Origin of the sequence: Bacillus siamensis (assembly GCF_051628075.1) — a bacterium.
Lineage (GTDB): Bacteria > Bacillota > Bacilli > Bacillales > Bacillaceae > Bacillus > Bacillus siamensis.
The window spans coordinates 3,528,226-3,555,185 of the sequence record NZ_CP155579.1 but is presented as its reverse complement, the minus strand read 5'-3'; the positions used below and the strand labels follow the sequence as shown (position 1 = coordinate 3,555,185).

Sequence of the window (26,960 nt, the reverse complement as noted above, 5' to 3'; positions counted from 1 at the left end):
TTATGATAAAGTAAAGATATGACAATGCAGAGGGGAATCAGAACAAAGGGGGAGACAAGATGAACGCTTTTCTCATGGTAAACGCGCTGCTGTTCTTAGCTGTAACCGCTTACGCCGTTTATTTATTCGTTTACCTGATCAGAACGAGGATCGCTTATATTAAGCTCGGTCAAAGGGAAGAATTTGATAAACGCCTGAAAGAACGTCTGCAAATGATATGGGTGAATGTGTTCGGACAGAAAAAATTGCTGAAAGATAAAAAAAGCGGAATCATCCACGTTCTGTTTTTTTACGGATTTATACTCGTTCAGTTCGGCGCAATTGATTTTATTCTGAAAGGGCTGCTTCCCGACCGGCATTTGCCGTTCGGCCCGCTTTATCCGGCGTTTACCTTTTTTCAGGAAATCGTCACGTTTCTTATTTTAATCGCCGTGGTTTGGGCGTTTTACCGGCGCTACATTGAAAAACTCGTCAGACTGAAACGCGGGTTTAAAGCGGGGCTTGTCCTGCTATTCATCGGCGGACTGATGGTGACCGTGCTTCTCGGGAACGCCATGAACCTTTTATGGCACGATCATTCTTTGTCCTGGACGGAGCCGATCGCTTCCTCCATTGCGTTTGTGCTCGGCGGTCTTTCAGCACCGGCCGCAGCCGCCGTGTTTTATGTTTCATGGTGGCTTCACCTGTTGTTTTTGCTCAGCTTTTTAGTGTACGTGCCGCAATCAAAGCATGCACACTTAATTGCGGGTCCGGCCAATGTGTTCCTCAGCAGGCTGGATTCAAAAGGAAAACTGGTAAAAATTGATTTCACCGATGAAACGAAAGAAAGTTACGGTGTCGGAAAGATTGAAGACTTCCGCCGCTCCCAGCTTGTCGATCTTTACGCCTGCGTCGAATGCGGCCGCTGTACAAATATGTGTCCTGCTTCCGGTACGGGCAAAATGCTTTCACCGATGGATCTCATCTTAAAGCTGAGAGACCACCTGACGGAAAAGGGCGCTGCCGTGACATCAAAATCTCCGTGGGTGCCCGCGCCCGTTTTTCAGCACACGAAGGCGAATCAGCTCGCCGCGGCTTCCTCAGGGGGAGGATCACGTGAAGCGGCGGCAGCCATTGACTACAACCCGAGCTTAATCGGCGAGGTCATTACGGAAGAGGAAATCTGGGCGTGCACCACATGCCGCAACTGTGAAGATCAATGTCCGGTCATGAATGAACACGTTGATAAAATTATCGACCTGCGCCGCTATCTTGTGCTTACGGAAGGGAAGATGGACAGCGACGCGCAGCGGGCCATGACAAGCATTGAAAGACAGGGAAACCCGTGGGGCTTAAACCGGAAAGAGCGGGAAAACTGGCGGGAGCAGACGGATACAGAGATTCCGACAGTGAAAGAAATGAAAAAACAAGAGAAAGAGTTTGATTATTTGTTTTGGGTCGGTTCAATGGGTTCTTATGACAACAGAAGCCAAAAGATCGCCGTCTCATTTGCAAAACTGCTCAATGAAGCGGGCGTATCCTTTGCGATACTCGGCAATAAAGAAAAAAACTCAGGCGATACGCCGCGCCGTTTAGGCAATGAGTTTCTTTTCCAAGAGCTGGCGGAACACAACATCGGCGAATTTGAAAAACACGGGATCAAAAAAATCGTCACGATTGATCCGCACGCCTATAATATGTTCAAAAATGAATATCCGGATTTCGGATTCCAGGCTGAAGTCTATCATCATACTGAATTATTAGCCGAGCTGGTGTCGCAGGGGAAACTAAAACCGCTTCATCCGGTGAATGAAACGATTACCTTCCATGACTCATGCTATTTAGGCAGATACAATGAAGTATATGAGCCGCCGAGAGCGATCTTAAAAGCCATCCCGGGCGTTCAATTGAAGGAAATGGAGCGCAGCCGCGAAAACGGAATGTGCTGCGGCGCCGGGGGAGGCCTCATGTGGATGGAAGAAGAAACGGGAGTGAGAATCAACACGGCCCGGACTGAACAGGCGCTTTCTGTCAGCCCGACGGTCATCAGCTCCGGCTGCCCTTACTGTCTGACCATGCTCGGTGACGGTACGAAAGCGAAAGAAGCCGAAGACGCGATCGCCACTTATGATGTCAGTGAATTGCTCGCCATGTCTGTATTCGGTACGGAAAAACAAGAGTCATTATAGATAGAAGCAGGCCGCCCGCACATATGCCGGCGGCTTTGTTTTCGCACATCGGCCGAATTATGAAGGGACGCCTCTAAAATTTCTTAAATTACACTGTTAAGGGTAGCATATTCTGTTTTAATTTGTTTATAATGAGAGGTATGGTTTATGAACAAAACAATACAAAATCGTTCTTATTATAGGATAGAAACAGATACATATAAGTAATAGAAAGGGAGTGTCCGACCTTGAGTATCAAACAATATTCTCAGGAACAGCTGAAGCAGATGGCTTTAGTTGAAATCGCTCACGAAATTTTCTCAGAACATAAAAAACCGGTTCCGTTCCAGGAGCTACTGAATGAAATTACTTCCTTGCTCGGTGCTACGAAAGAGGAACTGGGTGACCGCATCGCCCAATTTTATACCGACCTCAACATTGACGGCCGCTTTATTGCTCTGTCAGATCAGACTTGGGGGCTTCGCAGCTGGTATCCGTACGATCAGCTGGACGAAGAAACACAGCCGACTGTAAAAGCGAAAAAGAAAAAAGCGAAAAAAGCCGTTGAAGAAGATCTTGATCTTGACGAATTCGAGGAAGTTGATGAAGATGACATCGATCTCGATGAATTGGAAGAAGATATCGATCTTGAAGCAGACAGCTTTGACGACGAAGATATCGACGATGAAGAAGATGACGACGATCTTGAGATCGAAGAAGATATGATTGAAGAAGATGAGGAAGAAGATGACGATGAAGACGAGGATCAAAAACGCTGATTTCATATCAGCAAAACGATCTTGACTTTCATTGTCGAACTATGTAGTATGTATTTTGGGCTCTTCAAAAAGAAGAGAATTCATAAGAGTGCTACGCTCCCTTTCAAGAAATTGAAAGGGAGCTTTCTTATTTTCATCTCCCAAATTCTTTTATACATCATTTGTTTTTAGTGAAATGATTTTCTATAAAACGGCACATTTTAAAGAATGTAGCGCAGACCGAAGAGAGGAGCAAACGAAATGACGAAATATATTTTTGTAACCGGGGGAGTTGTATCTTCACTCGGAAAAGGAATTGTGGCAGCATCACTGGGCCGCCTGTTGAAAAACAGAGGCATGAGCGTCACCATCCAAAAATTTGACCCTTATATCAACGTTGACCCGGGAACGATGAGCCCGTACCAGCACGGTGAGGTGTTCGTAACCGATGACGGCGCCGAGACTGACCTTGACTTAGGGCACTACGAGCGTTTCATTGACATTAATCTGAACAGATTCAGCAACGTGACGACCGGTAAAATCTACTCTGCTGTATTGAAGAAAGAACGCCGCGGCGACTACCTCGGGGGAACGGTTCAGGTCATTCCGCATATCACAAATGAACTGAAAGACCGCGTTTACCGCGCCGGCAAAGAAACAAATGCAGATGTAGTCATTACTGAGATCGGCGGAACCGTGGGAGATATCGAATCCCTTCCGTTCCTTGAAGCCATCCGTCAAATGAAAAGCGACATCGGCCATGAAAACGTGATGTACATTCACTGTACGCTTGTTCCGTACATCAAAGCGGCGGGCGAGCTGAAAACAAAACCGACGCAGCACAGCGTAAAAGAGCTGAGAAGCCTCGGCATTCAGCCTAATATCATCGTCGTGCGCACAGAAATGCCGATTTCTCAAGATATGAAAGATAAAATCGCGCTCTTCTGCGACATTGACACGAAAGCGGTTATTGAATGTGAAGATGCGGACAACCTTTACTCCATCCCGCTAAACCTTCAGGAGCAGGGACTCGATAAGCTTGTCTGCGATCATATGAAATTAGAGTGCAAAGATCCGGATATGACGGAATGGAAAGACCTTGTCACAAGAGTGAAAAACTTGTCTAAAACCATTACAATCAGCCTCGTCGGAAAATACGTCGAGCTTCAGGACGCTTACATTTCAGTCGTTGAATCACTGCGCCACGCGGGCTATGCGTTTGACGCTGATGTGAAGATCAAATGGATTAACGCCGAAGAAGTGACGGAAAGCAATATTCAAGAGCTGACTGACGGCACAGACGGAATCATCGTGCCCGGCGGTTTCGGAGACCGCGGTGTGGAAGGGAAAATCATCGCCGCCAAGTACGCGCGTGAAAATAAAATTCCGTTCTTCGGCATCTGCCTCGGTATGCAGATTGCATCCATTGAATATGCGCGAAACGTATTAGGTCTGGAAGGGGCTCACTCTGCGGAGATCGATCCGTCCACACCTTACCCGATTATCGACCTTCTTCCTGAACAAAAAGATGTCGAGGATCTCGGAGGAACGCTTCGTCTCGGACTGTACCCTTGTAAGCTTCAGGAAGACACGAAAGCTTTCGAAGCGTATGCGGATGAAGTGGTATACGAACGCCACCGCCACCGTTATGAATTCAACAATGAATACAGACAGCAAATGGAAGAGAACGGTTTTGTGTTCTCAGGCACAAGCCCTGACGGCCGCCTTGTGGAAATTATCGAGCTGAAAGACCATCCTTGGTATGTCGCTTGCCAATTCCACCCTGAGTTTAAATCAAGACCGACAAGACCTCAGCCTTTATTCAAAGACTTTATCGGCGCTTCCGTACAAGCTGCCGAACAGAAGTAATAAAAAAAGACTTGCCTCCGTTAAAAGCGGCAAGTCTTTTTTCTTCATCAGTCATATTCCTGCATCATTTCCTTTAATGTAAAGGACAGTGCGTGATAGACATACAGGCCTGTCATTAATGAAGGAAAGCCGTATCTTGTTCCGTCTTCATCGGGCAGAAGCGGCATTTTTAATTTGCTGTCAATATGAACATCACAAAATGCCTCAATCCCGGTTTGATCCTTAATGACGGGGGACACGCACACAAGGCCGATCCCTTTTTCATAAAGCTTTTTTGCCAGCGCCTGTTCTTCAGCCGTACCCGGGCCTGAACAGAACATCAGCACCCTGTCGCTTACTGTAATCGAATCAGCTGTATCCGGAAACGCCTTGACGGAAGGCATCGGTTCAGAGCCGAGTTCCGCCTCGCACAAAATGCCCTGCATCTCATTTGCGCCGTATAAATAGATGGAATGGCCGCTGACGGCAGCCTGAGCCAGCAGCCGCGCGCCGTCTTCTATTGCTTCGGATTCCTTATCCTGAATGCGGGAAAAAATGCCTGCAAGCTGCGTCGTAAAGATCTTTAACATGAGTGAAACCTCCTTTACACTTACAAGAACAGTATACAACAAAAGAGAAAATGCTCAGAAAATGTCGGAAAGTAGACTATTATAATTAAAGGAAATGTGAAAATCAAACAGAATACATAAACAACTGCTTCCTTTTGACGAAAATGATAATATTGGGGTGTAAAATGATGAATGAAAAGATTTTAATCGTAGATGACCAATACGGTATACGTATATTGCTCAATGAAGTGTTTCATAAAGAAGGGTACCAGACGTTTCAGGCCGCCAACGGCATACAGGCGCTGGACATCGTAACGAAAGAACGGCCCGATCTTGTGCTTTTAGATATGAAAATCCCCGGCATGGACGGAATCGAAATTCTCAAACGCATGAAAATGATCGACGACTCCATCCGCGTCATTATTATGACCGCTTACGGAGAACTCGATATGATTAAGGAATCAAAAGAGCTCGGAGCGCTGACTCATTTTGCCAAACCTTTCGACATTGACGAGATCAGAGACGCGGTGAAAAAATATTTACCTCTAAAATCGAATTAATAAAATTAGAAACAATTATGTCATTGTGTTGCCGATTTGTCGAAAAGTTGGTATCCTAGAGATGGAGAAAAAGCGATCTGTTGTTTTACATATGACAGGTTTTTATGGTCATGCTATAGGGTGGAAAGCTTTTTTCGAGAAAGCAAATCAGGCTACATAAGGAGGACTTTCGACATGCCTTTAGTTTCAATGACGGAAATGTTGAATACAGCTAAAGAAAAAGGATATGCTGTTGGACAATTTAACCTAAATAACCTTGAGTTCACTCAAGCTATTTTACAAGCAGCAGAAGAGGAAAAATCCCCGGTTATTCTTGGTGTTTCAGAAGGCGCGGGACGCTACATGGGCGGCTTCAAAACAGTCGTTGCCATGGTTAAAGCTCTTATGGAAGAATACAAAGTGACAGTTCCTGTTGCCATTCACTTAGACCACGGTTCAAGCTTTGAATCTTGTGCGAAAGCGATTCATGCAGGCTTCACTTCTGTAATGATCGACGCATCTCACCATCCGTTTGAGGAAAACGTAGCAACTACAGCTAAAGTGGTTGAGCTTGCTCATTTCCACGGCGTTTCAGTTGAAGCTGAGCTCGGAACTGTCGGCGGACAGGAAGATGACGTTATCGCTGAAGGCGTAATCTATGCTGACCCTAAAGAGTGTCAAGAACTTGTAGAGCGCACTGGCATCGACTGCCTTGCACCTGCATTAGGTTCTGTTCACGGCCCTTACAAAGGCGAACCGAACCTCGGTTTCAAAGAAATGGAAGACATCGGCAAATCAACCGGCCTTCCGTTAGTACTTCACGGCGGTACAGGAATTCCGACTGCCGACATTAAAAAATCAATCTCACTTGGTACGGCTAAAATCAACGTAAACACTGAAAACCAAATTTCTTCTGCAAAAGCTGTCCGCGAAACATTGGCAGCTAAGCCGAACGAATATGATCCTCGTAAATATCTTGGACCTGCTCGTGAAGCGATCAAAGAAACGGTTATCGGCAAAATGCGTGAGTTCGGTTCTTCAAACCAAGCTTAATCCGGTGTAACATCCATAAACCGCCTGACAGCATTGACAGGCGGTTTTATGTCTTACCTTTAGAAAGCGCAATCATGTTTTACAGTTCTGAAAATTGATTACTGGGGAGGCTTTCCTTATGTTATTTTTCATTGATACAGCAAACATTGACGAGATTAAAGAAGCTTATGAACTTGGCGTTCTCGCCGGAGTGACGACAAACCCTAGTTTAGTAGCAAAAGAAGCTGACGTGACTTTCCATGACAGACTTCGTGAAATTACGGAAGTCGTGAGCGGATCAGTAAGCGCAGAAGTCATTTCCCTGAATGCTGAAGAAATGATTGAAGAAGGTAAAGAACTTGCGAAAATTGCGCCGAATATCACGGTGAAAATCCCGATGACGTCTGAAGGGTTAAAAGCCGTAAAAGCGCTGAGCGACCTGAACATAAAAACAAACGTAACGCTCATCTTCAGCGCCAACCAGGCGCTTTTAGCCGCAAGAGCCGGAGCGACTTATGTATCTCCGTTCTTAGGCCGCCTGGATGATATCGGCCATAACGGCCTTGACCTGATTTCAGAAGTAAGACAGATTTTTGACCTTCATGACATTGATACACAAATCATCGCAGCTTCCATCCGTCATGCGCAGCACGTGACTGAAGCGGCTTTGCGCGGTGCACATATCGGTACGATGCCGCTGAAAGTCATTCACCAGCTGACAAAACATCCGTTAACGGATAAAGGCATTGAGCAATTTTTGGCAGACTGGAATAAATAAGGGTGTAATGGGCGGCAAACCGGCTGCATCCGTTTGCCGCACCCTATTTCCTGTTTGACGGCGGGCCTTCATATCAAAGTTCCCCGGAATGTGAACCCGGCGGGTCTCTGTGCATCCTGTGTTAAAAATGCCCCGTAAAGCTTCGCTATTTTCTTCCTGTTATTTTATAATGTCCTTGTATTCTTTCTCTTCGAATTGGCTACATTTTGGACAAGAGCTTTATTTGCAGAGACAGAATAAAATGCCATTTTATTTATGCTCCGCAGCTATCTTCTTATGGAAGGAGACTATCATGGAAAAGTTGAATATTGCCGGCGGCGATCTGTTAAATGGAACCGTACATATCAGCGGTGCGAAAAACAGCGCCGTCGCATTGATACCCGCAACCATTCTGGCAAATTCCGAAGTAACGATCGAAGGGCTTCCGGAGATCTCAGATATTGAAACGCTGCGTGACCTGCTGAAAGAAATCGGCGGAAACGTCCATTTTGAAAAAGGAGAAATGGTCGTGGACCCTTCACCGATGATCAGCATGCCGCTTCCCAACGGCAAAGTGAAAAAACTTCGCGCTTCTTATTATTTAATGGGCGCGATGCTCGGCCGCTTCAAACAGGCGGTCATCGGACTGCCGGGCGGGTGCCATCTCGGGCCTCGGCCGATTGACCAGCACATAAAAGGGTTTGAGGCGCTTGGGGCTGAAGTCACCAATGAACAAGGCGCGATTTATCTGCGCGCCGAAAGGCTGAGAGGCGCACGGATTTATTTAGACGTCGTCAGCGTCGGGGCGACGATCAATATCATGCTTGCCGCTGTGCTCGCTGAAGGAAAAACCGTGATAGAAAACGCCGCCAAGGAACCTGAGATTATTGATGTTGCCACACTGCTCACCAGCATGGGCGCAAAGATAAAAGGCGCGGGAACCAATGTGATCAGAATCGACGGCGTGAAAGAGCTGCACGGATGCAGACATACCATCATCCCGGACAGAATTGAGGCGGGCACCTTTATGATTGCCGGCGCGGCGATGGGGAAAGAAGTCATTATTGATAATGTCATACCGACCCACCTGGAGTCTTTGACGGCAAAGCTCAGGGAAATGGGTTTTCACATCGAGACGAGTGACGACCAGCTTCTTATGCTCGGCGGGCAGAAGCAGATCAAACCGGTCGACGTAAAAACGCTTGTTTACCCGGGATTCCCGACTGACCTTCAGCAGCCGATGACATCTCTGTTAACGAGAGCGGGCGGCACGAGTGTCGTGACTGACACCATCTACTCGGCCAGATTTAAACATATTGATGAGCTGAGACGGATGGGAGCTAACATGAAAGTGGAAGGCAGGTCGGCGATTATCACCGGTCCGGCCGAGCTGCAGGGCGCAAAAGTAAAGGCGAGCGATCTGCGTGCAGGCGCTTGTCTGGTCGTAGCAGGGCTGATGGCCGACGGCGTAACCGAAATTACCGGTCTTGAGCATTTGGACCGCGGCTACAGCAATCTTGAGAAAAAACTCGAAGGTCTGGGCGCCACAATCTGGCGGCAGAGGCTGACGGACGAAGAGATAGAACAGCTCCAAAATTCATAGAAATGCGGACTTTTGAGAGGAGATCGTGTTGAAATGGAAAGAAGCTTATCAATGGAATTGGTTCGGGTTACTGAAGCGGCGGCTTTAGCATCTGCCAGATGGATGGGCCGCGGGAAAAAGGATGAAGCCGATGATGCGGCGACAAGTGCCATGCGTGACGTGTTTGACACGGTGCCGATGAAAGGCACGGTCGTTATCGGGGAAGGCGAGATGGACGAAGCGCCGATGCTTTACATCGGCGAAAAGCTCGGAAACGGCTACGGCCCCCGCGTCGATGTCGCCGTCGATCCTCTTGAAGGCACAAACATCGTAGCCAGCGGCGGCTGGAATGCGCTGACGGTGATCGCGGTCGCTGACCATGGAACACTGCTGAACGCTCCTGATATGTATATGGAAAAAATCGCGGTCGGACCTGAAGCGGTAGGCTGCATCGATATCGAAGCTCCTGTCATTGATAACTTGAAAGCTGTTGCGAAAGCGAAAAACAAAGACATTGAAGATGTCGTGGCAACCATTTTATATCGCGACAGACATGAAAGAATCATCTCTGAATTGCGTGAGGCCGGCGCCAGAATCAAACTGATCAACGACGGTGATGTCGCGGGCGCCATCAATACGGCCTTTGACCATACGGGCGTAGACATTCTCTTCGGCTCAGGCGGGGCACCTGAAGGCGTGCTGTCTGCCGTTGCGTTAAAAGCGCTCGGCGGTGAAATCATCGGCAGGCTTCTGCCGCAAAGTGCGGAAGAGCAAGCCCGCTGTGAGCGGATGGGCCTCGATGTCTCCAAAGTGCTCCGGATGGAGGACCTTGTGAGGGGGGACGACGCCATTTTTGCGGCAACGGGCGTAACGGACGGAGAGCTTTTGAAAGGCGTTCAGTTCAAAGGCACAGTCGGCACGACCGAAAGTCTGGTTATCCGGGCGAAATCAGGAACGGTCCGATTCGTTGACGGAAGACACAGCCTGAAGAAAAAACCAAATCTTGTGATCCGGCCATAAATAGAGAGAAAAGCGGGACTTTCCGTCCCGCTTTTCTTTTGCAAAAAAGAGTCAACCCTATCATTTATATGTCAAAGCATTATTTAAGTTGAATAATTTTTTAAAATGAGGTAAAAATAAAGAGTGCTGCGATTTTTCTGTGTCATTCCTTCTTTTGAGTACTGGGAAATTTTCAAATTCTACCGCATACAGACGATATAAATATTGATCTTCTCAAGTTTTTGTCCTCGCTTCCTTCAAAACTCATTAAGACAATCCTTTTTAAAAAAAAGCGCCGATCATGGGTGGAAGTGTTACCGATAGAAGTTCCTGAATGTTTTATAAAAGAATGTGCTTTGGCGGAATCATGCAAAGCAGCCGATTTGAATGAAAACAGCAATACATTGACTATGAAAAGCGTGGTGTTTTTATGAAAGACGTATCTATTTCCTCTTTGGAAAATATGAAATTAAAAGAACTGTACGAACTGGCAAGACATTATAAAATCTCCTATTACAGCAAACTGACCAAAAAAGAATTAATCTTTGCCATACTGAAAGCCAACGCCGAGCAGGAGGATCTTCTGTTTATGGAAGGCGTGCTCGAAATCATCCAATCGGAAGGGTTCGGCTTCCTCAGACCGATTAATTACTCGCCAAGCTCAGAAGACATCTACATTTCTGCTTCCCAGATCCGCCGCTTTGATTTAAGAAACGGTGACAAAGTTTCCGGCAAGGTGCGCCCGCCAAAAGAGAACGAACGCTATTACGGACTTTTGCACGTTGAAGCGGTAAATGGCGATGATCCGGAATCCGCGAAGGAGCGCGTTCATTTTCCTGCGCTGACTCCGCTTTATCCCGACCGCCAAATGGTGCTTGAGACGAAACCGAATTATCTCTCTACACGAATTCTCGATATGATGGCTCCCGTCGGTTTCGGCCAGCGCGGTCTGATCGTGGCGCCGCCGAAAGCCGGTAAAACCATGCTGCTAAAAGAAATCGCTAACAGCATTACGACAAATCAGCCTGACGCTGAATTGATCGTGCTCTTAATTGATGAAAGACCGGAAGAAGTAACGGATATTGAACGTTCCGTAGCGGGCGATGTCGTCAGCTCCACGTTTGATGAAGTGCCGGAAAATCACATTAAGGTAGCGGAGCTTGTGCTTGAACGGGCGATGCGTCTCGTTGAACACAAAAAAGACGTTATCATCCTGATGGACAGCATTACCCGCCTGGCACGCGCTTACAACCTCGTTATCCCGCCAAGCGGACGTACGCTTTCCGGCGGTATTGACCCGGCTGCATTCCATCGTCCGAAGCGCTTTTTCGGTGCTGCCAGAAACATTGAAGAGGGCGGCAGCCTGACCATTTTAGCGACGGCACTCGTAGACACGGGCTCCCGGATGGATGACGTCATCTATGAAGAATTTAAAGGAACGGGCAACATGGAGCTTCACCTTGACCGTTCTCTTGCGGAAAGACGGATTTTCCCGGCGATCGATATCCGCCGCTCCGGCACACGGAAGGAAGAGCTGCTCGTGCCGAAAGAGCATCTTGACCGTTTATGGGCGATCCGCAAGTCGATGTCTGATTCTCCGGATTTCGCAGAGAAGTTTATGAGAAAAATGAAAAAAACGAAAACGAATCAGGAATTCTTCGATCTGATCAACCAAGAATGGAAACAGGCGAACCTGTCATCATCAGCCCGCCGCTGATAAAAAATGTATTTGCAAATGCAGTAAATGACTGATATAATTCTCTCATATGCGTTCCGGATTCGCTCCGGAATAATAACTCTGTTTCCACATGGGATTCAGGGCGGAAGGAGATGGATACAATGAAAGCAGGAATTCATCCTAATTTCAAAAAAGCAACAGTTAAATGCGCTTGCGGAAATGAATTTGAAACAGGCTCAGTAAAAGAAGAGGTACGCGTTGAGATTTGCTCTGAATGCCACCCATTCTACACTGGACGTCAAAAATTCGCTTCTGCTGATGGTCGTGTTGATCGCTTTAACAAAAAATACGGTCTTAAGTAATAATAGATTTTACAGGCAGGCAAGAATTGCTTCTTGCCTGTTTTTTATGTCTATAAACAGGAAAAAAGGGGAGCGGATAGCCTATGTACATCATGAAGCAAAGCGGATGGCTTGAGCTGATATGCGGCAGCATGTTCTCTGGGAAATCAGAAGAGCTGATCCGCAGAGTGAAAAGAGCGACATATGCGAAGCAGGAGGTTAAGGTATTCAAACCTGCCATTGATAATCGCTACAGTGAGGAAGCCGTCGTTTCTCACAACGGTACATCCATGACAAGCCACGTCATCTCGTCTTCGGCTGAAATATGGGATCATATCAGTGAAAGCACGGACGTCATCGCGGTAGATGAAGTGCAGTTTTTCGGCGAATCGATCATTGACGACTTATCCCGGCTTGCCGATAAAGGCTATCGTGTTATCGCGGCCGGACTTGATATGGATTTCCGCGGAGAGCCGTTCGGCGTTGTGCCGAATCTGATGGCGGTTGCCGAATCGGTAACGAAGCTGCAGGCGGTATGCTCCGTCTGCGGGTCGCCGGCAAGCCGTACGCAGCGTTTAATTGACGGGAAGCCCGCTTCCTATGATGACCCGATCATTTTAGTCGGCGCATCAGAGTCATACGAAGCGAGATGCAGACACCATCACGAAGTGCCGAATAAACAGACTGATAAATAACCCTTTTCATGAAAACATCGGTAAAAGATCCGGTGTTTTTTTGACGTTTTTTCAAAAATTGTAGTTAAATAACTTAAAAAAGAGTATGAAAAAATTAAGTAATTTTCATCTCTTGAATTTTCATTTTTACAGGCATAAAATGACTAAGTAATGTAAATAGTTATGAGACATTGTTCGAATAATTGTCAAAAAAGATATAGCAGATCGCGATCGCATTAGCCGAATTGGGTAATTACTTAACTTTGTTAACTATTTGAAGAAAGAAGGAGATTTTCTTGAATAATATTAAAGTAACGAAGGAAGGCAACTTAGAAACTACTTTAAGAGGAAAAGAAGTTCTATCTATCCCTACTTTAAATAAAGGTGTTGCGTTTTCAGCAGAGGAAAGAAAAAGCCTTGGATTAGACGGGCTGCTTCCTCCGACAATTCTGTCTCTTGATGAGCAGGCTAAACGCGCATACGAGCAGTTTCAGGCTCAGCCGGACCGCCTTCGCCAAAACGTGTATTTGAATGATTTGCAAAACCGTAACGAAGTTCTTTTCTTTAAATTGCTTCAAAACCATCTTCGCGAAATGCTGCCGGTTGTTTACACACCGACTGTTGGTGAAGCGATTCAAGAATACAGCCATGAGTACAGAAGACCTCAAGGGATTTACCTTTCTATCGACAATGTGGAAGGCATTGAAGAAGCATTTGAAAACCTTCATGCCACTGCCGGCGATATTGATCTGATCGTTGCGACAGACTCAGAAAGCATCCTCGGAATCGGTGACTGGGGTGTAGGCGGAATCAACATCGCCATCGGTAAATTAGCCGTATACACAGCCGCTGCCGGTATTGATCCAAGCCGTGTTATTCCTGTCGTTCTTGACGTCGGTACGAACAATGAAAAACTTCTGAACGATCCTTTATACATCGGTAACCGCCATGAACGTATCCAAGGCGAACGTTATGAAGCTTTCATTGACGCTTATGTAAAAGCTGCGCTTAAATATTTCCCTAAAGCTCTTCTTCACTGGGAAGACCTTGGAAACAAAAACGCGCGCAATATCATGAAGAAATACAATCATGAAATTCTTACTTTCAACGATGATATTCAAGGTACTGGTGCGATTACGCTTGCAGGTGTGCTTGCAGCTATGAAGAAAACAGGCGCTTCTATTAAAGATCAGCGTGTGGTTGTCTTCGGTGCGGGATCTGCCGGAATCGGAATCGCTGACCAAATCCGCGACACTATGGTGCTTGCAGGTCTTTCTGAAGAAGAGGCTAACAAAGCATTCTACACAATGGACTACAGAGGCCTGTTAGTTGAAGGTATGGAAAACATTCTTGATTTCCAAGAGCCGTACCTGCGCACAGCTGAAGAAATTAAAGATTGGAAACGCGATGAAAATGGACAAATTCCTTTCATTGAAGTAATCCGTCAAGCAAAACCGACTATCTTAATCGGTACTTCAGGCCAAAGCGGCGCATTCAGTGAAGAAATCGTAAAAGAAATGGCTAAACACGTTGAGCGTCCGGTCATCATGCCGATGTCTAATCCGACACCGCTTGCTGAAGCCGTTCCTAGCGATCTTTTCAAATGGACTGACGGTAAAGTTCTTGTGGCAACAGGAAGCCCGTTTGAAAATGTTGAGTACAATGGCGTTTCTCATGAAATCGGACAATCTAACAACGCATTCGCGTTCCCTGGACTTGGCCTTGGTTCAATCGTTGTAGAAGCGAAAGTGATTACTCCTGCAATGTTTGCGGCAACTGCTGACGCAATCGCAGAAAGCGTTGATTTTGAAACACCGGGTGCAGGCCTTCTGCCGAGCATGAGTGACTTACAAGAAGTTTCAATTAAAGTTGCGATCGCCGTAGCAGAAACTGCAATTAAAGAAGGCGTGGCAAACCGCGTTCCTGAAAATGTAGAACAAGCCGTTCTTGATGCAATGTGGAAACCGCAATACAAACAAGTTGTCGCTAAATAATTTTACGATTAATTTTACAGTCCGAGGGAAAGCTTTTATATAAAGGCTAAAGTATACGGACATTAAGGATTTGGAGGAGAATATTTTGAGCTTCTTAGATATTTTAATCCTCCTGGCACCGATCTTTTTCGTGATCGTGCTGGGTTGGTTCGCAGGTCGCTTCGGAAGTTATGACGCGAAGTCAGCAAAAGGGGTAAGCACCTTAGTTACGAAGTACGCGCTTCCGGCGCATTTTATCGCCAGTATTTTAACCACTTCAAGAAGTGCGTTTTTAACACAGGTTCCTTTAATGATCGCTTTGATCATCGGGATCGTCGGATTCTATATCGTCATTCTGCTGGTTTGTAAATTCATCTTTAAGTATGATTTAACGAACTCATCTGTATTTTCTTTAAACTCAGCACAGCCGACATTTGCATTTATGGGTATTCCTGTACTCGGAAGCTTATTCGGCGCAAACGAAGTAGCGATTCCTATTGCCGTAACAGGTATCGTGGTTAACGCCATGCTTGATCCGATTGCGATCATTATCGCTACTGTCGGTGAGTCATCTAAGAAGCAAGACAGTGAAAACGAGAATTTCTGGAAAATGACTGGTAAGTCTATTCTTCACGGTCTTTCCGAACCGCTTGCGGCTGCACCGCTTATCAGTATCATCCTTGTGCTGTTCGGTGTAAGTCTTCCTGAGCTCGGCGATAAAATGCTTGAGCAGCTCGGAAGCACAACATCAGGTGTTGCGCTCTTCGCCGTCGGTGTAACTGTCGGTATCCGCAACATCAAGCTCAGTGTGCCGGCTTTCGGTATCGCTTTGTTAAAAGTTGCCGTTCAGCCTGCATTGATGTACTTGATCGCTCTTGCAGTCGGACTTCCGGCTGACCAGATCACAAAAGCGGTATTGCTTGTTGCATTCCCTGGATCTGCGGTAGCGGCGATGATTGCCACACGTTTCGAAAAACAAGAGGAAGAAACTGCGTCTGCGTTCGTGATCAGTGCGATTTTATCTCTAATCTCACTGCCGATCATCATTGCGCTGACTGCATAATGAAAAGCTCCCTGTTTCAGGGAGCTTTTTTCATTAGAATTGAAATTTAAAAGGCGAAAATCTCGTTTTTTTTCTGGGTTTCTTATGTTCTGAAGAAGCGGCTGTTTCTGAGAGGGGAGCTGTCTGGGCAAGTTCCTGGATGCGGGAGGCCAATGTCTGTAATTCGGCATTGAGGTCGTCGATTTCCCGTCTGTGCTGAAGAAGCTGATAAGACACCCCTTCATCCGCCTTTTGTTTCAGCTGGCGTTCCAGCTCATCTATTCTTGATAGCAGTTGGTCCCCGTCCTGTTTCTCTTTCGTGAGAATATCCAGTTTGCGTTCCAGCTCTGCTAACCTTTGTTCGGCGCCGCCGCTGGTTTTCGGCCGCTGCAAAATAAAGCCCGTCCTTTTTTTCGGCTGCCGGGGCACTTGTACGTCCAGCAGAGCGGTGCCTTCAGAAATTTGCCGTTTGACCGATTTCAGTACATCAAGGTCCTCAGGCGTAAAGGAATAATGCCCGAGCTCATTCCGTTCAGCCGGAAGATTCAGCTGCTTGACCCACCTTTGCACCGTTTTTGCGGAGACACCGAGTTCTTTCGCGGCCATGTTTGTATTCATGATCACATACCTCCTTTTCAGCTAGGTATTCGACCATGAGGCGGCGTTCCCTTCATGTTAGACAAAACAAGAAGGAATTCGCCAAAGAAAGCAACATTTCTTCAAAAAACGTTACGCTTCATACAATTCTAGCGGAAGCTTGTCGGGATCGAAGAAAAAGGTAAAGCGTTTCCCCGTCAACGGATCGGTTCTGACCGGTTCTGTGGCGATGCCCTTTTCCTTTAACTCCCTGACGGCCGCTTCAAGATCGTTTACAGTGAAGGCGAGGTGCCGGAGACCTGCTGCTTCAGGACGGGTCGGCCGCTCGGGCGGATCGGGAAAGGAAAACAATTCAATCGCATATGTGCCGTCCAGCGCCAGATCGAGTTTATAAGACCCGCGCTCCTTTCGGTATGTTTCTTTTATAATGCCAAAACCGAGCGTTTCGGTGTAAAAAGCTTTCGACTTTTCATAATCAGAGCATATGATTGCTATATGGTGGATGGATTTCAGCATATCCGCTCCTCCTTTTTTGTTTCAGTATAGCAGAGGCCGATTGCTTTTGACTGGCGATAAGCCCTATACTATAATGAGAATGTTACGCACAGGAAAACAGAGGTGAAGACCGTGTTAGACCGTTTACAGTCAATTGAACAACGATACGAAAAATTAAATGAGCTTTTAAGTGATCCGGAAGTGGTCAACGATCCGAAAAAGCTTAGAGAATATTCGAAAGAGCAATCTGATATACAGGAAACTGTTGAAGTCTATAGACAATACAGAGACGCATCAGAACAGCTTGCCGATGCGAAAGCAATGCTTGAGGAAAAGCTTGATGCCGATATGAGAGAAATGGTGAAGGAAGAAATCTCCGAGCTGCAGGGAGAGACCGAAACCTTATCAGAGCGTTTAAAAGTGCTCCTCATCCCGAAAGACCCGAACGATGACAAAAACGTAATCATGGAGATCCGCGGCGCAGCGGGCGGAGAAGAAGCCGCGCTGTTTGCGGGAAATCTCTACAGAATGTACTCCCGTTATGCCGAAATCCAAGGCTGGAAGACCGAAGTCATGGAAGCAAACGTGACCGGAACGGGCGGTTACAAGGAAATCATCTTTATGATTACGGGAAAAGGCGCGTACTCCAAGCTGAAGTATGAGAATGGGGCGCACCGCGTGCAGCGTGTGCCGGAAACGGAATCAGGCGGCCGCATTCATACGTCTACGGCGACGGTGGCGTGTCTTCCGGAAGCGGAAGAAGTAGAAGTGGACATCCATGAAAAGGATATCCGCGTCGATACATTCGCATCAAGCGGACCGGGCGGACAGAGCGTAAACACGACAATGTCGGCCGTACGTCTGACGCATTTGCCGACGGGTGTCGTCGTATCCTGCCAGGACGAAAAATCTCAGATTAAAAACAAAGAAAAAGCGATGAAGGTGCTCCGCGCCAGAATCTATGACAAATTCCAGCAGGAAGCCCAGGCTGAATATGATCAGACACGCAAATCAGCCGTCGGTTCAGGCGACCGTTCTGAACGTATCCGCACATACAATTTCCCGCAAAACCGTGTGACGGATCACCGCATCGGACTGACGATTCAAAAGCTGGACCAAATCCTTGAAGGAAAGCTTGATGAAGTGGTTGAAGCGTTAATCGTAGAAGACCAGTCAAGCAAGCTCCAGCAGGCGGAAAATTAAGATGAAGACCGTTTTTGAAGCCCTAAGCTGGGCTTCTTCTTATTTAACCGAAGCGGGAAGAGAAAAAAACGCGGCCGAGCTGCTGCTGTTAAATGATACCGGAATGGATCGGAGCAAGCTTCTCGCAAGTCTGCAGGAGCCTGTCGGCGAGGATGAGCTATACCGTTTCAGACGGCATGTGGAAATGCATAAAGAAGGCATTCCGATTCAATATATTATCGGGAAAGAACAGTTTTACGGCCGGGAATTCTTTGTGAATGACGATGTTCTCATTCCGCGTCCGGAAACGGAAGAAGTCGTCTTTCATCTGCTGGACAGACAGAAGCGGGTGTTTTCTGAGGGAGAACGCCTGAATGTCATTGATATCGGAACGGGGAGCGGAGCCATTGCGGTGACGCTTGCGCTTGAATGCGGACATTTTTCAGTATCGGCTTCGGACATTTCAAAAGAAGCGCTTCAGGTGGCGGAAAGAAATGCGCAAAACCTCGGAGCGGACGTCCGCTTTTTGCAGGGAGATCTGTTGACTCCTTTTATTTCATCAGGAATAAAAGCGGATATTATTGTGTCCAACCCGCCGTATATTTCTGAAGAAGAGATGGCGGAGTTATCCGATATCGTCCGTTTTCATGAGCCGCTTCATGCTCTTACAGACGGCGGTGACGGCTTGAAATTCTACAAGCGGTTTATGGAGGAGCTGCCTCTTGTCATGAAAGATAAAGCGCTTGTCGTCTTTGAAATCGGATATAATCAGGGAAAAGCCGTGAAAGACCTGTTCCGTCATTCCTTTCCGAATGCGGAAGTGGAAGTCATAAAGGACATCAATGGAAAAGACAGAACCGTATCTGCGGTCATCACATCATGAAAAAAGCCTGCCTGTGACGCACACGGCAGGCTTTTGTTACAATGGAAAGAAAATGAAAGGGGTAATCGCCTTGAAAAAAGCGTTCGCCTTCGGATGTATACTCGCCGCCGCAGCTTATGCGGCGGGGTTTGTTCTGCCGTTTGGCTTTGACGGCATTTTCGGTGCCGTTACGGCCGTTCTTATCATCACAGCGATCATTGTTTCCGGGTTGGCCGTAAGCGGAGCAGAACAGCGGGCCAATTATCATTCTGAAACAAAAGAAGGCCGGCACGCCCGTTTAAAGATGGCAGCCGTTTTCTTTTGCGCCGCTCTGCCTTCAGCCGTCTGTCTGCTGATTACGCTTCTGTAGCCGGACTTTGTCTTTGCAGCAATACGGAATCCCACACCCAATAGACGGCGGCTGTTAAAACCGCAAAAATATAAAAGGCCGAATTAGAAAACAGAGATTGGCCTGACGGCTGCAAAAGACCGAAGATGATCCCGTTTGCGACAAAAGACGTTCCTAAATAATAAATGAAATAAAGCGGATGAAATCTCTTCGGCTTTTTATTCAAAAAGTATTGAAGCGGCAGCGCAAAAATCAAATAGGGAAACAAAAAATAAAATGCCATCGAAATGAAAGCCGCGATAATAAATTGATGAACATACAAAATAGAATAAATGACAGACATACATGCCGCCGACAGCAGCACGGTGTAATTATATTTCATCTGAAAACCCTCCTATCAAAATAATATCGTACCATATTCTGAGTCTGTCAATGCAGATTATCAGCTTGCTAGATTTTTTTCTTCCCGCCGGTTTAAACCTTTTCGGTCATGTCCATAATAAGACTAGATAAAAAAGCACGGAGAGGAACGGTGGGGACCGATGAAACAGACAATGATGATCTGCATATATATTTTTCTTTTATTATCAGGAGCGCTTGCGGGCTTGACGAAAGAAGAAACGGCGCGGGCGTCAGCCAATGATCCCGTTGTCATACCGGATGAAGCGATACGGCTTCGGATCTTAGCCAACAGTGATAACGATGAGGATCAAACGCTCAAGCGCCAGATCAGAGATGCTGTAAACAAGGAAATCACGGGCTGGGTGAAAGATATCACTTCTATTGAAGAAGCGCGGCGGCTCATCCGTTCAAAGCTTCCTGAAATTAAAGACATCGCCAAACAAACAATGAAAGAAAAAGGTGCGCATCAATCCGTTTCAGTTGAATTCAATAAAATTTCGTTTCCGACAAAGCTTTACGGCAATATGGTCTATCCGGCCGGAAAATATGAAGCGATTTTAATTACCCTCGGCAATGGTGAGGGCGCCAACTGGTGGTGCGTCTTGTTTCCGCCGCTGTGCTTCCTTGATTTCTCAAACGGTGAAGCGGTGAAAGATCAGGAAGACGGCGGACAGAAGCAGGAAGAAACGAAAAAACAGACAGAAAAAGTGATGGATGACGTCAAAGCGAAAGCTGATAAAGCGAAGAAAGAAAATAAAGATGACGATGATACCGAAGTGAAGTTTTTCCTCGTCGATTGGATTTCAGATCTGTTTTCCTGAAGCAAAAAGGCATAAATCCGGATTCGATTCATAGATTGGAAGAAAGAGTTGATCGAAACGGAGGGGAAATATATGTTTTATCAGCTGAGAGTGGCAAGAGATCAAGATACGGAGGCGCTGGAGGCCTTTTTGAAAAAGGCTGATACGGCACATGCGGAAATCGATCAGCAGATCAGCCGGTTTATCATGCTGGAGGACAGTGAGAAAGAGATTGCCGCCTGTCTCGGGATCGAAAAATTCAGCGGCGGAAAAGGGCTTCTCCGTTCACTCGTTATGTCGGACAGGCTGAACCAAAGCCATATCGTTACGCTGTTTCAAAGTATGGATGTGCTGTGCAAAAAACATGAAATTCAAGATGTCTACTTAGTCGCCAATCAGCCCTCATCTGCTGAATTTCTGAATGTGATGGGATTTGAAGAATGCGCAGATGTGCCTGATGAACTGTATACGTCCGAGCATTTCCGCAATTCGTTATGCACAGAGGGTTCGTTTTTGATGGTGAAAACCTCTGCATAACCTCACTTATGCACAAAGTTATCCACTTATCGAAAAGTGTTGTCCACAGTTTGTGGATAACACTTGTTTTATTAAAGGACATCTTTTATACTTTCAAAAGGAATACACGAGAGAAAATAAAGTTTTACCGCTTTAAAATAAGGAGTTTGGTTATACATGAAAACAAGAAGATGGTTTGTGGATTCTTCCGCAGAATTATCCACAACCGATCCCCAGATTACACAAGCCGCGGAATTGCTCCGGCAGAATGAAGTTGTGGCTTTTCCGACAGAAACCGTTTACGGACTGGGCGCTAACGCTGAAAATACGGAAGCCGTAACGAAAATTTATGAGGCGAAAGGAAGGCCGAGCGATAATCCGCTGATTGTGCACATATCTGACATCAGCCAGCTTGATCGTTTTATCAGCCATATTCCTGAAACGGCGAAAAAGCTCATGACGCTTTTTTGGCCGGGCGCGCTGACTCTGGTCTTGCCGTGTAAGCCCGGCGTGCTGTCCCCCCGTGTCACCGCGGGACTTGAGACGGTAGCGGTCAGAATGCCTGATCATCCGGTGGCGTTAGCCCTCATCAGCTCAGCCGGACTGCCGATCGCAGCGCCGAGCGCCAATTTATCAGGAAAACCGAGCCCGACGAAGGCCGAGCATGTGGCTCATGATTTAAACGGCCGCATTGCCGGCATTGTGGACGGCGGAGCGACCGGGATCGGAGTGGAATCAACCGTTCTGTCCTGTACGGGGAAACAGCCCGTGCTGCTTCGTCCGGGCGGCGTGACAAAAGAACAGATTGAATCCGCAGCCGGTCCGGTTCTTGTGGATAAAGGGCTGACCGAAGAAGATCAGGTTCCTATTTCTCCCGGTATGAAATATACACACTATGCGCCTTCTGCGCCGATGGCTATTGCCGACGGCGGCGCCCTGAGAATTCAAGAGCTGGCTGACGAATATAAAAGCCGGGGAAAACGGATCGGCATTCTGACAACAGAGGAGAATGCCGATAGCTACCAGGCTGATTTTATTAAAGCATGCGGCCGGCGCGCCGACCTTGAAACAGTGGCGTCCGCCTTGTACGATGCGCTCCGCAGCTTTGATGATGCGAAAGTGGATATGATTATTTCTGAATCCTTTCCGGACACCGGAGTGGGACTCGCCATTATGAACAGGCTGATGAAGGCTGCGGGCGGCACCGTTATCCATTAACTTGTTCTACCCCTTATCGGACATGCATAAGCTAAACAAGCGGGCACGTCCAAGGGGGTTTTTTATTTCATGTCGAATCTATTCATCGGGGAGCTTGTCTCCTTAAGCATCATGGCATTTGCTTTGGGGACGGATGCTTTTTCCGTCGGGCTCGGAATGGGAATGATTCAGCTGAAGAAAAAACAAATCTTTCATATAGGAATTGTCATCGGGCTGTTTCATGTCATCATGCCGCTGGCAGGAATGGCGGCCGGGCATCTGCTGTCCGGCTTTCTGGGGATGCTTGCCGTTTACATCGGCGGGTCTCTTCTTTTCATTTTAGGAGTGCAAATGATCATCGCCTCGTTTAAACAATCGGACGGGCCGCTCATATCTCCGGCAGGCTCGGGACTGTTTTTATTCGCGGTCGGTGTCAGTCTTGACAGTTTTTCTGTCGGGCTCAGCCTCGGGATGAACGGCTCCAACCCGATGCTGGCCGTTGCGCTGTTCGGAATCTTCAGCACCGTTTTAACATGGGCGGGTCTCTTGGCGGGAAGAAAGGTGCAATCATGGCTCGGCTCCTACAGCGAAGCGCTCGGCGGAGCCATTTTGATCGGATTCGGGCTGAAATTGCTTTTACCGATATAGGGCTGAGTAAAAAAGAAACGAAGATGCCGTTTCTTTTTTCTTCATTTATAATAGGCAGTAAGAGGTGACGGATATGAAAATAATCTTTGTTTGTACAGGCAATACGTGCCGCAGTCCCATGGCTGAGGCTCTTTTTAAATCCATTGCAGTAACGAAAGGGCTGAACGTCAGCGCAAGCTCTGCCGGAGTATTTGCGTCCCCGAACGGAAAAGCGTCGGCTCATGCCGTGGAAGCGCTGTTTGAAAAACGGATCGCTCTCAATCACAGTTCATCTCCCTTAACGGAAGAACATATTGAGACGGCCGATCTGGTGCTGACGATGACCCAACAGCACAAACAGCTGATCGAAAGCCGATATCGAAACAGTCATGGTAAAGTATTTACCATTAAAGAATACGTAACGGGAAAAAGCGGCGATATTTCTGACCCATTCGGCGGTCCGCTTGATGTTTATAAAAGGACGCGGGACGAACTGGAGGAACTGCTGACCCTTTTGGCTGACCAATTGCTTGACGGAAAAAGCAAGTAATCTGTCAGAAAATCTGCAAACAGGTCATTTGCAAAACGAATATGAAAGAGTAGAATAAAATCAACGGATTTCGTAAAAAAGGACAAGCACACTGGGCTGTCTTCGCCCAGCCACACCTAGGAGGTAAATGAATGAAAGTAGCTATTGCGTCAGATCACGGCGGCGTCCATATCCGCGAAGAAATCAAAAGTCTGTTGGATGAATTGCAGATTGAATACATTGATATGGGCTGTGAATGCGGCAGCGGTTCTGTTGATTATTCTGACTACGCTTTTCCGGTAGCGGAAAAAGTGGTGAACGGTGAAGTTGACAGGGGAATTTTAATTTGCGGCACAGGCATCGGCATGAGCATTTCCGCAAACAAGGTAAAAGGAATACGCTGTGCGCTTGCGCATGACACCTTCAGCGCAAAAGCGACGCGGGAACACAATGATACGAATGTTCTTGCGATGGGGGAACGCGTCATCGGCCCGGGTCTGGCGCGCGAAATCGCAAAAATCTGGCTGACGACTGAATTTACGGGCGGCCGCCACGAACGGCGGATCGGCAAAATCGCAGATTACGAAGAAAAAAATCTGTAAGAGGTGCTGGACAATGGAAGAGATGAAGCAAAAATGGACGGACATGCTGACTGAATTTCAAGAGCAGGCCGGACTTAAGGACGGCAGTCTGCTGGTCATCGGGTGCAGTACGAGTGAAGCCGTCGGAAGCCGGATCGGCACCGCGGGGAGCGGCGATTGGGCTGAATTGATTTACGGCGGACTTGCCCGGTTCAAAGAAAAAACGGGTGTTCACCTTGCTTTTCAATGCTGCGAGCATTTAAACAGGGCGCTTGTCATTGAGGCGGAAACGGCCGAGCGGTTCAGGCTCCCCATCGTTTCAGCCGTCCCCGTCCCGAAAGCGGGCGGAGCGATGGCTTCATATGCATACCGGCAGATGCAGTCTCCCGTGCTCGCTGAATCGATTCAGGCTGACGCCGGAATTGACATCGGTGATACGTTCATCGGCATGCATTTAAAACCTGTTGCCGTCCCTGTCCGGATATCAAGCCGTGAGCTCGGAGAAGCGCATGTGACGATGGCCCGGACAAGGCCGAAGCTGATCGGCGGAATTCGCGCCGTTTATGAATGCGAATGATGAAAATACTTTTCCTGTATAATGTTCGTGTTTTCCAATTAAATATTGTGATTTTTTTAAATAAGCTGTTACATTCACCTGAAAAACCATGTACAATAAGGGTGGTAAAAATAAAGAACAGGAAACGGATAGGAGAGGATTTCGCTGATGAAACATTTACCTGCACAAGATCAACAAGTGTTTAACGCCATTAAAAATGAGCGTAAGCGTCAACAGACTAATATCGAATTAATTGCTTCTGAAAACTTCGTGACGGAAGCGGTAATGGAAGCGCAAGGCTCTGTTTTAACAAACAAATATGCTGAAGGCTACCCCGGCAAACGCTACTACGGCGGCTGTGAGCACGTTGATGTCGTTGAGGACATCGCCCGCGACCGCGCGAAAGAGATTTTCGGAGCCGAGCATGTAAACGTTCAGCCGCACTCAGGCGCTCAGGCGAACATGGCTGTTTACTTCACGATTTTAGAGCACGGCGACACGGTGCTCGGGATGAACCTCTCCCACGGCGGCCACTTAACACACGGAAGCCCGGTTAATTTCAGCGGCGTTCAATACAACTTTGTTGAATACGGTGTCGATAAAGACACGCAATATATAGATTATGAAGATGTGCGTGAAAAAGCGCTGGCGCATAAGCCGAAACTGATCGTTGCCGGGGCGAGCGCGTATCCCCGCACGATCGACTTTAAAAAATTCCGCGAAATCGCTGATGAAGTCGGCGCTTACTTCATGGTCGACATGGCGCATATCGCGGGTCTTGTCGCGGCCGGCCTTCATCCGAATCCGGTTCCTTACGCTGACTTTGTAACGACAACGACTCACAAAACACTTCGCGGACCGCGCGGAGGAATGATCCTTTGCCGTGAAGAGTTCGGCAAAAAGATTGATAAATCCATTTTCCCAGGCATCCAAGGCGGACCGCTTATGCATGTCATCGCGGCCAAAGCCGTTTCTTTCGGGGAAGTGCTTGAAGATGATTTCAAAACATATGCGCAAAACGTCATCTCGAACGCGAAGCGTCTTGCTGAATCTCTGACCAAAGAGGGCATTCAGCTCGTATCAGGCGGAACGGATAACCACCTCGTGCTTGTCGACCTCCGTTCTCTCGGTCTGACCGGAAAAGTCGCTGAACATGTTCTTGATGAAATCGGTATTACATCTAATAAAAACGCGATCCCTTATGATCCGGAAAAACCGTTTGTCACAAGCGGAATCCGTCTCGGTACGGCAGCTGTGACAAGCCGCGGATTTGACGGTGACGCACTTGAAGAAGTCGGCGCCATCATCGGCCTTGCGCTGAAAAATCATGAAGACGAAGCAAAGCTTGAAGAAGCAAGACAGCGCGTATCTGCCTTGACTGAAAAGTTTCCTTTATATAAAGAACTGGACTATTAATAAGGAAGAAATCCGCCGGAAGCCTAATCCGGCGGGTTTTTTTACGATTTTCTTGAAACTGTTTGTCTTTTTCTGTAGAATCAATAGAAGTGTGAAAAAGTTACTCGGATAACAAAAAAGGAGCTGAACACAGTATGGGAAAGGTTTACGTATTTGATCATCCTTTAATCCAGCATAAGCTGACATATATTCGGAATGAAAATACAGGCACAAAGGATTTCAGAGACCTTGTGGACGAAGTTGCATCACTGATGGCGTTTGAAATTACACGTGATCTTCCTCTTAAAGATGTGGAAGTGAAAACACCTGTTCAAACAGCGACATCCAAAGTGATTTCAGGGAAGAAACTCGGTATCGTGCCGATCCTGAGAGCGGGTCTCGGAATGGTTGACGGCATGCTGAAATTAATCCCTGCCGCCAAAGTGGGACATGTCGGATTATACCGTGATCCGGAAACCTTAAAACCGGTGGAATACTATGTGAAGCTTCCTTCTGATGTGGAAGAACGTGAATTTATTGTCGTGGACCCGATGCTTGCAACGGGAGGCTCTGCGGTTGAAGCGATAAACAGCCTGAAAAAACGCGGGGCGAGAAACATTCGTTTCATGTGTCTTGTAGCGGCTCCCGAAGGCGTGGAAGAGCTGCAGAAACACCATTCAGACGTTGATATTTACATCGCAGCCCTGGATGAAAAGCTGAATGAAAAAGGCTATATCGTTCCGGGGCTCGGTGACGCGGGTGACAGACTGTACGGAACAAAATAAATCGGAAAACCTCATTCAGAGGTTTTCTTTTTTTATCCAAATTTTTGCTGAAAGGGGAGAGTTCATACATTTATAGGTGAATTTGTGAACATTCTGTGTATGCTTCCGGTATAAAAAGTTTTTTAACTTTAAACAGATTGACACATGT

At 47.1% G+C, this 26,960-nt stretch carries 29 protein-coding genes and 1 pseudogene; 26 read left to right on the top strand and 4 right to left on the bottom strand.

The features are described from left to right. The first annotated feature begins 59 nt into the window (after positions 1-59). The 3 genes from ABDB98_RS17660 (at position 60) to pyrG (ending at position 4,774) form a co-directional block, all read left to right on the top strand. Entirely contained in the window at positions 60-2,168 is a 2,109-nt protein-coding gene (locus tag ABDB98_RS17660; RefSeq protein WP_438420830.1) for a heterodisulfide reductase-related iron-sulfur binding cluster, read from the top strand. 227 nt (positions 2,169-2,395) lie between these two features. After that, positions 2,396-2,926: a DNA-directed RNA polymerase subunit delta gene (gene rpoE, locus ABDB98_RS17655; RefSeq protein ID WP_438420829.1), complete on the top strand. Its 531-nt coding sequence runs from the start codon at positions 2,396-2,398 to the stop codon at positions 2,924-2,926. A gap of 240 nt (positions 2,927-3,166) precedes the next feature. Continuing rightward, on the top strand, positions 3,167-4,774 hold the full coding sequence (gene pyrG, locus ABDB98_RS17650) for a glutamine hydrolyzing CTP synthase (RefSeq protein WP_016937615.1): 1,608 nt from the start codon (positions 3,167-3,169) through the stop codon (positions 4,772-4,774). A 47-nt stretch (positions 4,775-4,821) separates the two neighbouring features. Here the strand turns inward: pyrG and ABDB98_RS17645 are convergent, their stop codons facing one another. Beyond that, complete coding sequence (locus tag ABDB98_RS17645) at positions 4,822-5,343, bottom strand: DUF2529 domain-containing protein (RefSeq protein WP_438420828.1); 522 nt, start codon at positions 5,341-5,343, stop codon at positions 4,822-4,824. A 164-nt stretch (positions 5,344-5,507) separates the two neighbouring features. On the opposite strand from ABDB98_RS17645, the gene spo0F reads away from it, so the two are divergent. The 11 genes and pseudogenes from spo0F to ABDB98_RS17590 all read left to right on the top strand — a co-directional run bounded on the left by spo0F (position 5,508) and on the right by ABDB98_RS17590 (position 15,960). Next, positions 5,508-5,882, top strand: a complete 375-nt coding sequence (gene spo0F, locus ABDB98_RS17640; RefSeq protein ID WP_101605357.1) for a sporulation initiation phosphotransferase Spo0F — start codon at positions 5,508-5,510, stop codon at positions 5,880-5,882. A gap of 174 nt (positions 5,883-6,056) precedes the next feature. Beyond that, on the top strand, positions 6,057-6,914 hold the full coding sequence (locus tag ABDB98_RS17635) for a class II fructose-bisphosphate aldolase (RefSeq protein WP_003151102.1): 858 nt from the start codon (positions 6,057-6,059) through the stop codon (positions 6,912-6,914). Between the two features lie 118 nt (positions 6,915-7,032). After that, positions 7,033-7,671, top strand: a complete 639-nt coding sequence (fsa, locus tag ABDB98_RS17630; RefSeq protein ID WP_016937619.1) for a fructose-6-phosphate aldolase — start codon at positions 7,033-7,035, stop codon at positions 7,669-7,671. 292 nt (positions 7,672-7,963) lie between these two features. Next, entirely contained in the window at positions 7,964-9,253 is a 1,290-nt protein-coding gene (locus ABDB98_RS17625; protein WP_438420827.1) for a UDP-N-acetylglucosamine 1-carboxyvinyltransferase, read from the top strand. 33 nt (positions 9,254-9,286) lie between these two features. Next, positions 9,287-10,252 carry a class II fructose-bisphosphatase gene (gene glpX / locus ABDB98_RS17620; RefSeq protein WP_016937621.1) on the top strand — a complete coding sequence of 322 codons (966 nt, stop codon included), beginning with the start codon at positions 9,287-9,289 and terminating at the stop codon, positions 10,250-10,252. A gap of 203 nt (positions 10,253-10,455) precedes the next feature. Further along, positions 10,456-10,665: pseudogene (locus tag ABDB98_RS17615) on the top strand (hypothetical protein). After that, a complete protein-coding gene (gene rho, locus ABDB98_RS17610) occupies positions 10,662-11,948 on the top strand; it encodes a transcription termination factor Rho (RefSeq protein ID WP_003151107.1) in 1,287 nt (428 codons plus the stop codon). The pseudogene ABDB98_RS17615 and the gene rho overlap by 4 nt, the downstream one beginning before the upstream one ends. A 122-nt stretch (positions 11,949-12,070) precedes the next feature. Beyond that, positions 12,071-12,271 carry a 50S ribosomal protein L31 gene (rpmE, locus tag ABDB98_RS17605; protein WP_003151132.1) on the top strand — a complete coding sequence of 67 codons (201 nt, stop codon included), beginning with the start codon at positions 12,071-12,073 and terminating at the stop codon, positions 12,269-12,271. Positions 12,272-12,354: 83 nt separating this feature from the next. Beyond that, entirely contained in the window at positions 12,355-12,945 is a 591-nt protein-coding gene (locus ABDB98_RS17600) for a thymidine kinase (protein WP_047475873.1), read from the top strand. 275 nt (positions 12,946-13,220) lie between these two features. Further along, the gene (gene malS / locus ABDB98_RS17595) at positions 13,221-14,918 is read left to right on the top strand and encodes an oxaloacetate-decarboxylating malate dehydrogenase (RefSeq protein ID WP_438420826.1); all 1,698 of its coding nucleotides are present in this window, start codon (positions 13,221-13,223) and stop codon (positions 14,916-14,918) included. 85 nt (positions 14,919-15,003) lie between these two features. Next, positions 15,004-15,960, top strand: a complete 957-nt coding sequence (locus ABDB98_RS17590) for an AEC family transporter (RefSeq protein WP_016937625.1) — start codon at positions 15,004-15,006, stop codon at positions 15,958-15,960. Between the two features lie 33 nt (positions 15,961-15,993). Here the strand turns inward: ABDB98_RS17590 and racA are convergent, their stop codons facing one another. Both racA and gloA2 read right to left on the bottom strand, forming a co-directional pair. Then, a complete protein-coding gene (gene racA, locus ABDB98_RS17585; protein WP_316099672.1) occupies positions 15,994-16,557 on the bottom strand; it encodes a chromosome-anchoring protein RacA in 564 nt (187 codons plus the stop codon). A gap of 111 nt (positions 16,558-16,668) precedes the next feature. Then, positions 16,669-17,052, bottom strand: coding sequence for an SMU1112c/YaeR family gloxylase I-like metalloprotein (gloA2, locus tag ABDB98_RS17580; RefSeq protein ID WP_438420825.1), 384 nt, complete (start codon positions 17,050-17,052; stop codon positions 16,669-16,671). Positions 17,053-17,163: 111 nt separating this feature from the next. Here gloA2 and prfA point away from each other — a divergent pair, with 111 nt between their 5' ends. The 3 genes from prfA (at position 17,164) to ABDB98_RS17565 (ending at position 19,445) form a co-directional block, all read left to right on the top strand. Then, entirely contained in the window at positions 17,164-18,234 is a 1,071-nt protein-coding gene (prfA, locus tag ABDB98_RS17575; protein WP_003151139.1) for a peptide chain release factor 1, read from the top strand. A 1-nt stretch (position 18,235) separates the two neighbouring features. After that, positions 18,236-19,096, top strand: coding sequence for a peptide chain release factor N(5)-glutamine methyltransferase (gene prmC / locus ABDB98_RS17570; RefSeq protein WP_198698184.1), 861 nt, complete (start codon positions 18,236-18,238; stop codon positions 19,094-19,096). A 70-nt stretch (positions 19,097-19,166) separates the two neighbouring features. After that, a complete protein-coding gene (locus ABDB98_RS17565; RefSeq protein ID WP_029575295.1) occupies positions 19,167-19,445 on the top strand; it encodes a DUF5316 family protein in 279 nt (92 codons plus the stop codon). On the opposite strand, the gene ABDB98_RS17560 is transcribed toward ABDB98_RS17565, so the two are convergent. Then, on the bottom strand, positions 19,432-19,806 hold the full coding sequence (locus ABDB98_RS17560) for a UPF0715 family protein (protein WP_438420824.1): 375 nt from the start codon (positions 19,804-19,806) through the stop codon (positions 19,432-19,434). The two genes, ABDB98_RS17565 and ABDB98_RS17560, sit on opposite strands and share 14 nt — an antisense overlap. Before the next feature lie 160 nt (positions 19,807-19,966). Here ABDB98_RS17560 and spoIIR point away from each other — a divergent pair, with 160 nt between their 5' ends. From spoIIR to upp, 9 genes are all read left to right on the top strand, one after another. Further along, the gene (gene spoIIR, locus ABDB98_RS17555; protein ID WP_438420823.1) at positions 19,967-20,647 is read left to right on the top strand and encodes a stage II sporulation protein R; all 681 of its coding nucleotides are present in this window, start codon (positions 19,967-19,969) and stop codon (positions 20,645-20,647) included. 72 nt (positions 20,648-20,719) lie between these two features. Further along, positions 20,720-21,163: a hypothetical protein gene (locus ABDB98_RS17550; protein WP_060964052.1), complete on the top strand. Its 444-nt coding sequence runs from the start codon at positions 20,720-20,722 to the stop codon at positions 21,161-21,163. A 156-nt stretch (positions 21,164-21,319) separates the two neighbouring features. Continuing rightward, positions 21,320-22,360: an L-threonylcarbamoyladenylate synthase gene (locus ABDB98_RS17545; protein WP_438420821.1), complete on the top strand. Its 1,041-nt coding sequence runs from the start codon at positions 21,320-21,322 to the stop codon at positions 22,358-22,360. 69 nt (positions 22,361-22,429) lie between these two features. Beyond that, positions 22,430-22,987, top strand: coding sequence for a manganese efflux pump MntP (locus tag ABDB98_RS17540; RefSeq protein ID WP_016937635.1), 558 nt, complete (start codon positions 22,430-22,432; stop codon positions 22,985-22,987). Between the two features lie 73 nt (positions 22,988-23,060). Beyond that, the gene (locus ABDB98_RS17535) at positions 23,061-23,516 is read left to right on the top strand and encodes a low molecular weight protein arginine phosphatase (protein ID WP_438420820.1); all 456 of its coding nucleotides are present in this window, start codon (positions 23,061-23,063) and stop codon (positions 23,514-23,516) included. Between the two features lie 131 nt (positions 23,517-23,647). Continuing rightward, positions 23,648-24,097 carry a ribose 5-phosphate isomerase B gene (gene rpiB, locus ABDB98_RS17530; RefSeq protein ID WP_016937637.1) on the top strand — a complete coding sequence of 150 codons (450 nt, stop codon included), beginning with the start codon at positions 23,648-23,650 and terminating at the stop codon, positions 24,095-24,097. Between the two features lie 13 nt (positions 24,098-24,110). Next, positions 24,111-24,653, top strand: a complete 543-nt coding sequence (locus tag ABDB98_RS17525) for a TIGR01440 family protein (protein WP_438420819.1) — start codon at positions 24,111-24,113, stop codon at positions 24,651-24,653. Positions 24,654-24,800: 147 nt separating this feature from the next. Further along, a complete protein-coding gene (gene glyA / locus ABDB98_RS17520) occupies positions 24,801-26,048 on the top strand; it encodes a serine hydroxymethyltransferase (protein WP_060964057.1) in 1,248 nt (415 codons plus the stop codon). A gap of 134 nt (positions 26,049-26,182) precedes the next feature. Next, positions 26,183-26,812, top strand: coding sequence for a uracil phosphoribosyltransferase (gene upp, locus ABDB98_RS17515; RefSeq protein ID WP_060964058.1), 630 nt, complete (start codon positions 26,183-26,185; stop codon positions 26,810-26,812). Positions 26,813-26,960 lie beyond the last annotated feature (148 nt).